At 69.5% G+C, this 12,150-nt stretch carries 11 protein-coding genes; 5 read left to right on the top strand and 6 right to left on the bottom strand.

Annotation, left to right across the window (positions count from 1 at the left end):
- Positions 1 to 10: 10 nt before the first annotated feature.
- A complete protein-coding gene (locus tag ACTWQN_RS26595) occupies positions 11 to 667 on the top strand; it encodes a Uma2 family endonuclease (RefSeq protein WP_443206305.1) in 657 nt (218 codons plus the stop codon).
- Between the two features lie 4 nt (positions 668 to 671).
- Here ACTWQN_RS26595 and ACTWQN_RS26590 read toward each other — a convergent pair whose 3' ends face one another.
- Positions 672 to 1,250: a peptide deformylase gene (locus ACTWQN_RS26590; RefSeq protein ID WP_443206304.1), complete on the bottom strand. Its 579-nt coding sequence runs from the start codon at positions 1,248 to 1,250 to the stop codon at positions 672 to 674.
- Between the two features lie 327 nt (positions 1,251 to 1,577).
- On the opposite strand from ACTWQN_RS26590, the gene ACTWQN_RS26585 reads away from it, so the two are divergent.
- Together ACTWQN_RS26585 and ACTWQN_RS26580 are read left to right on the top strand one after the other, a co-directional pair.
- A complete protein-coding gene (locus ACTWQN_RS26585; RefSeq protein ID WP_443206381.1) occupies positions 1,578 to 1,880 on the top strand; it encodes a DUF3263 domain-containing protein in 303 nt (100 codons plus the stop codon).
- Positions 1,880 to 2,503, top strand: a complete 624-nt coding sequence (locus ACTWQN_RS26580; RefSeq protein ID WP_443206303.1) for a LytR C-terminal domain-containing protein — start codon at positions 1,880 to 1,882, stop codon at positions 2,501 to 2,503. Before ACTWQN_RS26585 ends, ACTWQN_RS26580 begins: the two co-directional genes overlap by 1 nt.
- Here ACTWQN_RS26580 and ACTWQN_RS26575 read toward each other — a convergent pair.
- From ACTWQN_RS26575 to moeA, 5 genes are all read right to left on the bottom strand, one after another.
- Complete coding sequence (locus ACTWQN_RS26575; RefSeq protein WP_443206302.1) at positions 2,466 to 4,730, bottom strand: AAA family ATPase; 2,265 nt, start codon at positions 4,728 to 4,730, stop codon at positions 2,466 to 2,468. The two genes, ACTWQN_RS26580 and ACTWQN_RS26575, sit on opposite strands and share 38 nt — an antisense overlap.
- A 159-nt stretch (positions 4,731 to 4,889) precedes the next feature.
- The gene (gene pssA / locus ACTWQN_RS26570) at positions 4,890 to 5,834 is read right to left on the bottom strand and encodes a CDP-diacylglycerol--serine O-phosphatidyltransferase (RefSeq protein ID WP_443206301.1); all 945 of its coding nucleotides are present in this window, start codon (positions 5,832 to 5,834) and stop codon (positions 4,890 to 4,892) included.
- Positions 5,831 to 6,547 carry a phosphatidylserine decarboxylase gene (locus ACTWQN_RS26565; protein WP_443206300.1) on the bottom strand — a complete coding sequence of 239 codons (717 nt, stop codon included), beginning with the start codon at positions 6,545 to 6,547 and terminating at the stop codon, positions 5,831 to 5,833. Before ACTWQN_RS26565 ends, pssA begins: the two co-directional genes overlap by 4 nt.
- Before the next feature lie 619 nt (positions 6,548 to 7,166).
- The gene (locus ACTWQN_RS26560; RefSeq protein WP_443206299.1) at positions 7,167 to 9,134 is read right to left on the bottom strand and encodes a M48 family metalloprotease; all 1,968 of its coding nucleotides are present in this window, start codon (positions 9,132 to 9,134) and stop codon (positions 7,167 to 7,169) included.
- A 187-nt stretch (positions 9,135 to 9,321) separates the two neighbouring features.
- Positions 9,322 to 10,566, bottom strand: a complete 1,245-nt coding sequence (gene moeA / locus ACTWQN_RS26555) for a molybdopterin molybdotransferase MoeA (RefSeq protein WP_443206298.1) — start codon at positions 10,564 to 10,566, stop codon at positions 9,322 to 9,324.
- 189 nt (positions 10,567 to 10,755) lie between these two features.
- Between moeA and ACTWQN_RS26550 the strand changes: the two genes are divergently transcribed.
- The gene (locus ACTWQN_RS26550) at positions 10,756 to 11,439 is read left to right on the top strand and encodes a TIGR00266 family protein (protein ID WP_443206297.1); all 684 of its coding nucleotides are present in this window, start codon (positions 10,756 to 10,758) and stop codon (positions 11,437 to 11,439) included.
- A 227-nt stretch (positions 11,440 to 11,666) separates the two neighbouring features.
- The gene (locus tag ACTWQN_RS26545; RefSeq protein ID WP_093268692.1) at positions 11,667 to 11,870 is read left to right on the top strand and encodes a cold-shock protein; all 204 of its coding nucleotides are present in this window, start codon (positions 11,667 to 11,669) and stop codon (positions 11,868 to 11,870) included.
- The last annotated feature ends 280 nt before the right edge of the window (positions 11,871 to 12,150 follow it).

The following is a 12,150-nucleotide window of genomic DNA, read 5'->3' as shown; positions in this document are numbered from 1 at the left end:
CGTTAGGCTCATGACCAGCGAGATCGCAACGTTGTCAGGGGTGGTGAGTACGGTGCGTGATGACATCGACACAGGAGGTGACCGCGCTATGACTGCTGCCCCGGCGTTCGAACGCTCGACGTGGGATGAACTGGTTCAGGTCTGGGAGCACCTGGATCTGCCCAACAGGGCTTGGCGCGCGGAGATCATCGAGGAGAGCATCGTCATGACGCCGCCGCCAGGACACGGCCACAACTTGATCGCGAATCAGGTGCATCGTGCCCTTTCGCGTGAAATTCCCGATGAGTGGGCGATCTTCCAAACTTCTGGCGTTGCGATCCCGTTGCGGAGCAGTCTTTTTATCCCTGACGTGGTGGTCATTCCACTGGATGTGATGCCGACAGACGACGATCCGACGCCCATTGCTGCAGGGCAGGCGCTGCTCGCCGTCGAGATCACCTCAAAGAGCAATGCGGAGAGGGATAGAAAAACGAAGCTGTGGAACTATGCCCACGCGGGTGTGCCGTTGTATCTGTTGATCGATCGTTTCGCTGCGGATGGGCCTTCGGTGCTGTTGTATTCCGAGCCTCTGGACGGGCGTTATCGACGCTTGCACCGTGTTCCCTTTGGGGACCCCATCGAGTTGCCGGAGCCGTTCGACTTCACCTTGGAGACCAAGGAGTTCTGAAGCGTCAGTCCTCCTCGGCGAAGGGGTCGCCGGTTTCGGCCGGGTCCCAGGACAGGCCAGGTACGCCCCAACCGTTGCGCCGGACCATCTTCTTCGCCGCCCGGGCGTAGCGACCGGTCAGCCGCTCCAGGTACAGGTGGCCGTCCAGGTGGTCGGTTTCGTGTTGCAGGCAGCGGGCGAAGAAGCCGGTGCCTTCGACCTCGACCGGCTTGCCGTCCACATCGGACCCGATGACCCTCGCCCAGCTCGCCCGGCCGGTCGGGTAGGTCTCGCCGGGCACCGACAGGCAGCCCTCCGAGTCGTCGTCCGGGTCCGGCATGGTCTGCGGGATCTCCGAGGTCGTCAGCTCCGGGTTGACCACCAGGCCGCGGTGCTGGACACCCTCGTCGTCCGGGCAGTCGTAGACGAACAGCCGCAGGTCGACGCCGATCTGGTTGGCCGCGAGCCCGACCCCGTTGGCGGCGGCCATCGTCTCGAACATGTCGTCGACGAGGGTGCGAAGTTCGTCGTCGAAGCGCTCCACCGGACGGGTGGGGTTGTGCAGCACCGGGTCGCCGACGACACGAATCGGGTGAACAGCCATGGGCGGGACTTTAGCGGCTTTCGTGCCCGGTGCAGCGAGGTGCTCTTGCCAGCTACCCGCCGATGTGATCCGCTCACACCGCGAATCTGGGCATGGTGTAATTAAGACGGAATCACAGCCATGTGATTCCGGCGAAGGCGGGAAGTCCCGAATCGCGAGGCGAGGAGCCAGATGGACGCCGCTCAAATGCTGACCGCGCAGGAGATCGCTCGTCAGTGCGAGCAACTGGCGCGCTTGCAACAACGGCACAAATCGTCGGACGTTCGGCGCTTGCGACTCGCCGAGCCGATCACCCAGCCGATCGAGCGGATCGTCGATCCGCCGCCGGTGCCGCCCCAGCCGGCACCGCCGTCACCCCAACCGTCGACGCGGTTCATCGAACTCACCGACCGGGAGCGCAGCATCCTGGCTTTCGAGGCGCAGTGGTGGAAGCGCTCCGGCCTGAAGGAGCGGGCGATCCGCGAGCTGTTCGACATGTCGGCGTCGCGCTACTACCAAGTGCTGAACGCGCTGGTGGACAGTCCGGCCGCGGTGCGGGCAGACCCTATGCTGATCAAACGGCTGCGCAAGGGACGGGCGGGTCGGCAGCGCGCGCGGGCCGCCCAACGACTGGGAATCGAGTTGTACTGATGACTTCAGGGGAACCGTCCGCCGGACCCGCCAAGGCCAAGATCATCGGCTTCGGTCTGATCGGGGTCGGTGCGATCGCGGGCGTCGTCGGCATCGCCACGCTGGTTTCCGGTGGGGACACGGCGAATTCGGCCCGGCCGCTGCCCCCGGAACAGGGCACCAACCCGCCGATCACCTCACCCGCCCCGATCCCGCCCGTCGACTCCGCCGTGCTGCCGCCGCCCGCGAACACGCCGCCGCCGGTCGTGCCGGACACCCAGCAGCTCGCCCCGCCGCAGACCACGCCGAACCAGGACGTGCCGGTCGGCTCCGGCGACGCGGCGACCAAGATCGTGGTGCGGGTGTACAACAACAGCACGATCAGCCAGCTGGCGCACCGCGCGGCGGACGACTTCCGCCGCGCTGGTTACGACGTGCCGGAGGTCGGCAACTACTCGGCCGGGCGCATCCCCACCACGACGGTCTACTTCCGGCCGGGCACCGACGAGGAGCGCCAGGCCAAGGACCTGGCCGCCCAATTCGGCGCACGCGCCGAACCCCGCTTCGACGGCATCCAGGACGCCACCCCAGGCCTGATCGCCATCATCACCAACGACTACAAGGGCACCACCAACACCAAGTAACCCCCATTCGAGTGCTGGGTGAAGATCGCTTGGTTGGGGGGCGGTTTGCGGCGTAGGACTCCAGGGCTGCCAGTTGGGCTGGGTCGAGGGAGGGGCGGATCGCGTTGCGGGCTGCGGTCAGGTGGGTGGCGGAAACTTGGGCTGCGGCTAGGGATTCGCGCATTGCGGTGAGGGCGGCTTCGCGGATCAGGGCGGCGCAGTCGGCTGCCGAGTAGCCGTCGAGGTCTCCGGCCAGCGCTGCCAGGTCCACATCGGACGTCAGTGGTGTGTTCTTCGCCGCCGATCGCAGGATCGCCTCCCGGGCGCTGGTATCCGGCGGTGGGACGTACACCAGCCGCTCCAGGCGGCCGGGGCGCAGCAGCGCCGGGTCGACCAGCTCCGGTCGGTTCGTGGCGCTGAGCACGACCACGTCGCGCATCGGCTCCACGCCGTCGAGTTCGGTCAGCAGCGCCGCCACCACCCGGTCGGCCACCCCGGAGTCCGAGGACTGCCCGCGGCGCGGCGCCAACGCGTCCACCTCGTCGAGGAACACCAGCGCCGGAGCGGCGTTGGCGGCCCGCAGGAACAGTTCGCGCACCGCGCGCTCGGACTCGCCGACCCACTTGTCCATCAGCTCCGCGCCCTTGACCGCGAGCACGTTCAGCCGCCCGCTGCCCGCCAGAGCCCGCACCAGGAAGGTCTTGCCGCAGCCCGGCGGCCCGTACAGCAGCACGCCGCGCGGCGGCTCGACGCCGAGCCGGGTGAACGAATCCGGGTACTGCAACGGCCAGAGCACCGTTTCGGTGAGCGCCTGCTTCACCTCGGCCATGTCCCCGACGTCGTCGAGCACCAGCCCGCCGGTCTGCAGGTTGTCCGATGTGGACATCGAGATCGGCCGGACCGAGGACAGCGCGTCCATCAGGTCCTGTTGCCGGATGCGGGGGTCGGCGGTGTCGTCCTGGTGCCGCAGGGCGGCGCCCACGGCCGCTTCCCGGCACAGCGCCACCAGGTCGGCGACCACGAATCCCGGCGTGCGCTCGGCGACCTCGGCCAGCTTGACGTCGGTGGCCAGCGGCGCGTTGCGCAGCAGCACCCGCAGCAGGTCGGTGCGGGTGGCGTCGTCGGGCAGACCGAGGGTGAGTTCGCGGTCCACCAGCCCCGGTTCGCGCAGCCTCGGGTCGATCGCCTGCGGTTGCGAGCTGGTGACCACCACGGCGAGCCGGTCGGCGCCGATCGCGCCGCGGATCGCATCGAGCGCCACGGTGGCCAGCGGCGGCGGCTCGGTGCCCGGCAGCAGGCTCTCGACGTCGGTCAGCAGCAGCACGCAGTTGCCGGTCGCGCTGGTGGCGCGGTTGATGGCCTGCTGGAGGCGCGCGGCGGCGGCGCGGGATTCGAGCGCGGCGACGCTGGGCGCGGCGAGTTCGACGAGCTCGGCGCCGATCGAGCCGGTCACGGCGCGGGCCAGGGTCGCCTTGCCGACCCCGGCCGGGCCGCTGAGCAGCACGCCCAGCTGCGGTTCGGCGCCGAGGCGGCGCAGCAGTTCGGGCTGGTCGAAGGCCAGCCGCAGCCATTCGGTGAGCCGCTTCACCGCATCGCGGGAACCGACCAGGTCGGCGACCGGAATCGCGGTCTCGACCGGCCGGGCTGGTTCCGGCACCGCCGGTATGGCAGGTATCGGCTCCGAGGTGGCGCCGTCCCGCCATTCGACCACTGTGGACGGTTGGACGGCCACCGCGCCGGCCGGTTCGGTGGCCGCGATGGTGATCAGCTCGTTGGTCCAGGTCATCCCGATCGCGGTGGAGAGCTTGCGACGCACCTCACCGGCGTTCGCGGTGGTCGCCGGGCCGATGTCCTGGGGCAGCAGCGACACCGTGTCGCCGGTGCCGAAGACCTTGCCGGTCAACGCCAATCGCACGGTCTCGGCGGCCACGGTGGCGCGCGCGAGCTGTGAACCGGCGATGCTCACCCGCTTCGCGACCGCGACCTGCACCGGCGAGACACCGACCTCGGCGCCTTCGGTGAGACCGAGGTTCATCAGGGCCACGTCGTCGAGCAGCAGCACCCCGGTCGCGCTGCCGGGCTCGGCCGCGGCGGCGAGGGCGACGGTGATCCGAGTCCCGGTCAGCCGCACGGCGTTCCACGGTCGCAACCCCAGGGCGTCGAGGACTTCCGGGTGCATGCGCACCACCCCGCGCCGGGTGTCCTTGGCCGATGGGGAAAGGCGGGCGGTCAGCGTGATGGACGGCACGGCCGCGAGCTTAGCCGCGCCGCGCCGCCACCATCAGCCGATCCCGGCGCGCCGCGCGGGCCCGCGGTCCGGCCTGTCCCGGGCCACCCAAGAGATTGGTAGGTGAAGGGCACCTTTCGCCAACTTAGTTGGTGGAAGGTGCCCTTCACCTCGGGAAGTTCACTGGCGCGGGGCGCCGTCGTTGCGGCTGCGGCGCAGCTCCAGGCGGCGCCAGCTGCGGCGCGGGCCGTCGGGATGGCTGTAGCGCCGTGGTAGGCGCACCCGCCGCGCGGCGCCCGCCACGCGGCGGCGCAGCGGCGGCCGCAGGCCGAGGCGGCGCTGGCCGCGCCGCCGGATCGCGCGCCGCTCCCGCGGCGGCATCCCCCACGCCTCCGGGTGGTTGGCCAGCCAGTTGTGCCGGTAGACCGCGTAGGGCACGTGCAGCAGGTAGATCGCCATGGCGATCGCCAGCGAGATCAGCGGGAACATGATGATCCCGGCGGCCAGCAGCGCGACCAGCACCAGCAGCGGGGCGGCAGCGCGCGGCGGCACCTTGACGGTCTTGAGAGACAGCGTGGGCACCCGGCTGACGGCCAGCGCCGCGATCAGCACCATCCAGACCATCACCAGGTTCTGGTCCGCCCACCAGCCCGGGTAGCCGAAGTGCGCGGTCAGGACGATCGGCAGCAGCGCGAGCAGCCCGGCGGCCGGGGCGGGCACGCCGACGAAGAACTCCTTGGCGTACGGCGGTTGTTCGGTGTCGTCGAGCAGCGTGTTGAACCGGGCGAGGCGCAGCACCATGCACACCGCGAAGATCAGCGCGACCACCCAACCGGCCCGGTTGTCCTGCAACTGCCACGCGTACAGCGTCAGCGCCGGGGCGACGCCGAAGGACATCGCGTCGGACAGCGAGTCGAGTTCGGCACCCATCTTGGAGGTGGCGTCGAGGAGTCGGGCGATCCGCCCATCGAGACCGTCGAGCACGGCGGCGACCGCGACGGCCGCGATGGCGCCGGTCAGGTGGCCGTTCAGCGCGAACTGGACCGCGGACAGCCCGGCGCACATCGCCAGCACGGTGATCGCGTTGGGCAGCAGCCGGACGCCGGGGGTGGTGCGCATGCTCATGAGGCGCCCTGCGGTAGTTCGGCTAGCGCGGTCTCCCCGCCGATGGTGCGCTGACCGGGCTCGACCAGGATCCGGCTGCCGGTCGGCAGGTAGAGGTCCACCCGCGAGCCGAACCGGATCAGCCCGTAGGTGCTGCCCGCCTGCAGCACATCGCCTTCGGCGACCGAGCAGACGATCCGCCGCGCGACCAGTCCGGCGATCTGCACCACGGCGACCTGGGTGCCGTTGTCGGCGCGGATGACCAGCGAGTTGCGTTCGTTGTCCTCGCTGGCCTTGTCCAGGTCGGCGGAGAGGAACTTGCCGGGCCGGTAGGCGATGGTCTCGACCTTGCCGCTCAACGGGATTCGCTGGACGTGCACGTCGAAGATCGTCAGGAAGACGCTGATGCGGGTCATCGGCGTGTCGCCGAGACCGAGTTCGGCCGGGGGCACCGCGGGTTCGATGTTCGAGATGGTGCCGTCGGCGGGGGCGATGGCGAGTCCGTCGCGGCTGGGCGCGGTGCGTACCGGCTCGCGGAAGAACCACGCGCACCAGGCGGTGAGGATGCCGCCGAGCAGGCCTGCGGTGCGCCAGCGGCGACCGAGCAGGAGGGTCGCGATGGCGGAGCCGAGCACGAACGGGCGGCCTGCGGGGTGCATCGGCGGGATCGTGTCGCGGGCCAGCGCGGCGAGGTGCGCCAGCGGGTTCTTGTTCGGTTCTTTCGCGGTGCTCATCGAGGTGCTTCGCCCCTGCGTCGGCGGTCATGGTGCGGCGATCGCGGTCGCCGTCCCCTGACGAACGGGGAGCGCCGACCGGCGCCGTCGTCGGGTACAGCATCGCGGACGCCTCGGGCCAACTGACGCCAGGGGGCGTAGTTGATCAAGAACAACCCTGCTGACCTGCGTTTATTTAGATCCGGGATGCTACCGCCAAGCCGCGCTCTGCGTAACCCGGTCGGGTGAATAGATACTGGCCTGCTCAAGTCCGCCCGGCCATTCGCCGAGAACCGGGGTGCGGCAGCTGGGCGCCAGCGGGCATTTGCTCAACGCGTTGGGTCGAGCTGAACGTATTTCGGTCACTACCAAGAAGAGGGGGCCGTTCGGCGCCTCCCCGTAGACGCCGAACGGCCTCCTCTAGTGCGGGTCCGTGCACCCCCCGACGGCGCACGGTCCTCGGCACGTCCGCCCCACCGGCAAGCAGGAGTGGGAAATGCGGACGTCTTGGAGATGTATTTGATCGACGGTTCGTTACGCGGTTTCCAGTGTAATTGAGTTCACAAAAAGTCCGTAGCCGCTATTGGAGGACCTTTGCGGCCCGTTACATGACGAAGCGTCATCAAGTTCCGGACTCGTTTCACTCGTTCGTGTAAACGGGGTCTTCCAGGTTCATCCGCGCCCCCATCAGCTCGCCGAGGCCTCGATACGGGTCGCCGTGCTCCACGCCATCGGCCGTGCTGCGCAGCACCAACGCGCAAACGCCGTCCGCTTCGCTGTGCACGCAATCGCTGTCCAGCTCCGATACCGCGTACTCGTCGAGGTACAGCTCGACCGACAGCGACCAGCCCGCGCGGTCCTGGTCCAACCGGGCGCTGGCCACGTCCCGGCTGTCCACCCACTGCGCGTCGGGCCGCTCGCGGAGCTCGCTGATCGGCGTCGCGGCCAGCTCGCCGAGTTGTTCCTGCTCGGCTTGGCGCAGCCGGGCGAGGGTGCCCGCCAACAGGCGTTTCGTGGTGCTGGCCGAGCTGGGCAGCAGCACCAGCCCCCGATCGGTGACCAACAGGTCATAGCTGCCGCCGGGGCACTGCACCGGGCTGACTATTCCGGCCAGCTCGGGCTCGGGTTCGGCGGCCGGGCGGCGCGTGTGGGTCAGCGGCACCCCGAGGTCCACCAGCGCGCGGTGCAGCCCGGGGATCAGCCGGGGATCGGTGATCGCGGGGCGGACCAGCCGGTCCGGGTCCAGCGGGTGCCCGTTGGCCAGCCGCACCGTCGACGGGCCGCCCCAGTCCAGTTCGTGGTGCGCCCGCCGGGCGCAGATCAGCGCGTCCACCACGGCGCAACCGAGCAGCTCGGTCAGCGTGTCGACGGCGGCCTGCTCGATGCGTTCCGGGGACAGGCCGGGGTTGAGCACCGGGTTGATCAGGTCGAGGCCCTCGCCGCGGTGGATGGCGGGCAGGATGCCGCCGATGGTCGGCTCCACCGGCAATCCGCTCTGCGCCGCGGCCGAACTCAGCAGCGCGGCCTGGTCCGCGACGTGCGCCGCACCGGCCAGCCGAGCCAGTTCCGGCCAGGCCAGCCGACGCTTGAGGCCGTCGATCATCAGGCGATCTTCGAGTTCGGGGACGCTCTTGCGCGGGTTGCGCAGCACGGCGAACCCGGGCCGCTCGTCGAGTTCCTGCTCGGCGACCTTGATCCGCCGCATCACGTCGATGCGCTGGCGGACGGGCGGGTGCGTTCGGTCGCCGTCGCGTTCTTCGACGATGGTCCGCTTGACGCGTTCGGCCAGCTGGGGCTTGCGCGTCGGGTGCTCCATGAAGGACCGGAACCCCAGCAGCACGTCCGGCGCGTGGCCGATCGCGGTGGCCATGCTGAGGTACTCCTCCGAGTACTCCCGCCAACCGATTTCGATGGCGACCGCCTTGCGCAGGGCGGTGACGGCGGCGCGGCTGCCCGCCTCCCGGACCGCGATGGCGTCGGCGGCGAATTCGAGGGCGTGCCCGGTGGTGGCCGCGATCGCGGTGAACAGTCGGGCGTAACCGGCGAACAACCACTTGACCGGGCCGCCGGTCAGGCTCGACACGGTGCGTTCCACGCTGGCCGATGCGCGGTAGGCCGTCACGGTCAGCCGGTTGCGGCCGGTCAGGCGGCCGAGCTGGTGCGCGACCACGGCCCGCAGTTCGCTGACGTTGAGCGCGGCGAGCAGCGGCAACCCGATCTCCAGGTATCGGGTGCGGGTGCGCAGGCCGAGCAGCGCGGTGTCCTCGCGGATGATCGCGTTCGGCTCGGAGGTGATTCGGATTTCATCGGGTGGCGGGGCGTCGGCGGTGGAGGCGATCGACGCCACGATCCGCCACACCTGCGCCTGTTCTTCGCGGTAGAGCGGGACACCCCGTGGCCGCACCCGCGAGCGCAGCACGGCGCGCAGCCCGATCGCGAGCATCGAGCCGACCACCACTGCCGCCAGCGCGGCCTTCAGCCCGCTGCCGTGGTCGTATCGGAAGGTGAACGCCGCGATCGCGAGCAGCCCGAGGACCAACGCGATCGGCGCGAGGAAGAAGCCGATGTGCAACGCCAGCGCCAGGAAGGCGCGCCAGGGGCCACGCACGGTGCAGAACTCCGGAGGGGATGGTTTGGGACGGTGGTGCAGTCTTGGCCAAGCCGGTGGGATCCGTCAATAAGAAGGCGCGCCAAGCTCGTTTCCGTTGCGGAACCGCAAAAACCAGCAGCTGTGCCGGTTTTGTGCGATCCCGGCTCCGGACGGGTCTCGGCAGCTGTCCGGATCGGCGCCGGTGTCAGTCCAGCAACGTCACGTCCACTGTGGACTTCGCGGCGAGTTCGGTGACGTCTTCGGGGATCGCCAGCAGGCAGTTCGCCCTGGCGAGCTCCGCCAGCAGGTGCGAGCCGGGCGCACCCTGCAGCACCACGGTGCCGGTGGCCGGGTCGAACCTGCCCCGGCGGTACTGGCGTCTGCCCGCCGGTGAGGTCAGCGCCTCGACCAGCGTCGCCTGCCGCACCGGCCGCTGGGTGTTCCGGTGCCCGGCCGCGGCGCGCAGCGCGGGCCGCACGAAGACCTCGAAGGACACCATCGAGCTGACCGGATTGCCCGGTAGCGTCACCACGGCGACGCCGCCGCGGTATCGGCCGCAGCCCTGCGGCATGCCCGGCTGCATCGCGACCTTGGTGAACTCGACGCCGTTGCCGGTGAGCGCGTCCTTGACCACCTCGTACGCCCCGGCGCTGACCCCGCCGGAGGTGATCAGCAGGTCCGTCGAGTCCAGGTGCGGGGCCAGCGCGGCGTGGAAGGCCTCGACGTCATCCGGCACGAAGCGCAGCAGGGTGGCCGTGCCACCGGCCTCGCGCACCGCGGCGGCCAGCATCAGGCCGTTGGACTCGTAGATCTGCCCGGGTTGCAGGGCGGTGCCCGGCGCCACCAGTTCCGAGCCGGTGGACAGCACCAGCACCCGCACCGGCCGGTGCACGGACAGCTGCGCGGCCCCGACGGCAGCGGCAACGCCCAGCTGCGCGGGCCCCAGCGTGCTGCCCGCGGTGAGCACCGTGTCGCCCGCCGCGACGTCCTCGCCGCTGCGCCGCACGTGCGCGCCCAGCTGCACCGGGGTGAACAGCTGCACCTGCTCGGTGCCGCCGTCGGTGCGTTCCACCGGGATCACCGCGTCCGCGCCGGGCGGCAGTTGAGCACCGGTCATGATCCGGTGTGCGCTGCCGGGTTGCAGCGGTGGCACGTCGATCCGGCCAGCCGGGATGTCCTCGTGGACGGGCAGCTTCACCGGGTGCTGCTGGGTCGCTTCGGCGAGGTCGACCGAGCGGACCGCGTAGCCGTCCATCGCCGAGTTGTCGAATGGCGGCAGCGAGATCGGCGTGGTCAGGTCTTCGGCCAAGGCGTGCCCGAGGCAGTCCGCCAACGGCTTGGCCAGCACCGGCGTCGGGGGCAGCAACGCGGCGACCTTCGCCTGGTGATCGGCGACCGCGGTCAGAGCAGAGGGTTCGGTTCCGTGCGACACGCCCCGATCATCGGTCATCCAGCCCCCTGCTGTCCCTACCGGCGTGCGAATCGTCGCACCGATCGCCCGTGGCAGACTCGTGTGACGGTCGCGAGATCGCGAGGAGCGGGCGGTCTGGCCTGCTTGACGTCAGGCGAGCGCCTTTGCACGCACGTAAGTCGACCACCGGTGCAAGGCGACCCCCGCAGTCTGCCCTAGGAGGTATCCGTGCAGGTCCGCACTCGTCACACGCCTTCGTTCGGGGTGGCTCGGCTGGTGCTCGCGCCCGGTGAGCCGGTGCAGGTCGAATCCGGTGCGATGCTGGCCACCAGCTACGGCGTGACCGTCGAGGCGCGGGCGCACGGCGGTTTCCTGAAGTCGTTGGCCCGGGCCGCGCTCGGTGGCGAGTCGTTCTTCGTGTCGACCTACACGGCCCCGCAGCAGGGCGGCTGGGTCGATGTGGCGCCCAACCTGCCCGGCGACCTGAACGTGCTCGAACTCGACGGCCGGGTCGGCTGGTGCGTGACCAAGGGCTGCTGGCTCGCTTCGGCGAGCACGGCGCACGTCGAGACGCAGTGGGGCGGGTTCCAGAACCTCTTCGGCGGTGAGGGCGGTTTCATGACCCACGTCGGCGGCCAGGGCCCGGTGGTGGTCTGCTGCTACGGCGCGCTGGACGTGGTGACGTTGCAGCCCGGTGAGTACGTGACGATCGATACCGGTCACGTGGTGGCTTACGCCGATATGGTGCAAACCCGGTTGCGCCAGATGAACCAGGGCATCACCCAATCGCTGAAGAGTGGTGAAGGCCTGGTGTTCGATTTCGCCGGGCCGGGCCAGGTGCTGACCCAAACTCGCAATCCCCGAGGACTCGTCAGCTGGTTGCAGGCAAATGGCCTAGGCGCCCGATCCTGAGAATTTCGCCGAGGGCGCAATACGGATTCGTGCACTCGGGGGAATTTCGCCGGTTATACCCACTCCGATAACGGACAGTGGCCGAGAAAGACACCCATTCGGCCCAGCGTTTAACGGAAAAGTCGCATTGCCGAACCCGCGACGAGGCTTGATTTCTGGGGTAGCGTGTCCGTTGCTCCAGCGGCGCCTGGCGCGTCGTGCATCACTTTTTCCATGAGGAGGACGCCGTGGCGGTCGGCACGGTCAAATGGTTCAACTCGGAGAAGGGCTACGGATTCATCGCGACGGACGGTGGATCTGATGTGTTCGTCCATTACTCCGCGATCAACATGTCTGGTTTCCGAACCCTTTCCGAAGGGGATCGGGTCGAATTCGAAGTGAAAGCGGGGCGTGACGGCCGCACCCAAGCAGACGGTGTCCGCAAGGTCTGAGGGGCCGTCTTTGGTTTTGTTCTGAAGCGGCGCAGCCGCTTAGTCCACGTACGGCGCTTGCACTGCCGCGGGTTCTCAGGCTCTGCCCACTGCCGTTCTCCGCGAGGCCTGCCTCGACATGGTGTATGGGCATACATGATGTCGGGGATCGGCGGAGTCGAGACGGCGTCTGAGGTTCCGCTACTCGCACCGCAAGGCAAAACGAGCTCGGCGACAGGCTCTCAGGGGCTGTTCCTGACTGTTTTGACGTAGGTGGTCACCTGGTGTCACGCCAGTTGAG

The organism is Saccharopolyspora antiqui, from assembly GCF_052246905.1.
Classification (GTDB): domain Bacteria; phylum Actinomycetota; class Actinomycetes; order Mycobacteriales; family Pseudonocardiaceae; genus Saccharopolyspora.
The sequence above is the reverse complement of the archived record's forward strand: the minus strand, read 5'-3'. Positions and strand labels throughout refer to the sequence as shown.

Excerpts from the sequence above, each read along its gene's own strand:
- ACTWQN_RS26565 (WP_443206300.1), bottom strand. The coding sequence starts at position 6,547 with ATGAGCACCGCGAAAGAACCGAACAAGAACCCGCTGGCGCACCTCGCC.
- moeA (WP_443206298.1), bottom strand. The coding sequence starts at position 10,566 with ATGACCGATGATCGGGGCGTGTCGCACGGAACCGAACCCTCTGCTCTG.
- ACTWQN_RS26590 (WP_443206304.1), bottom strand. The coding sequence starts at position 1,250 with ATGGCTGTTCACCCGATTCGTGTCGTCGGCGACCCGGTGCTGCACAAC.
- ACTWQN_RS26580 (WP_443206303.1), top strand. The coding sequence starts at position 1,880 with ATGACTTCAGGGGAACCGTCCGCCGGACCCGCCAAGGCCAAGATCATC.
- pssA (WP_443206301.1), bottom strand. The coding sequence starts at position 5,834 with ATGAGCATGCGCACCACCCCCGGCGTCCGGCTGCTGCCCAACGCGATC.
- ACTWQN_RS26595 (WP_443206305.1), top strand. The coding sequence starts at position 11 with ATGACCAGCGAGATCGCAACGTTGTCAGGGGTGGTGAGTACGGTGCGT.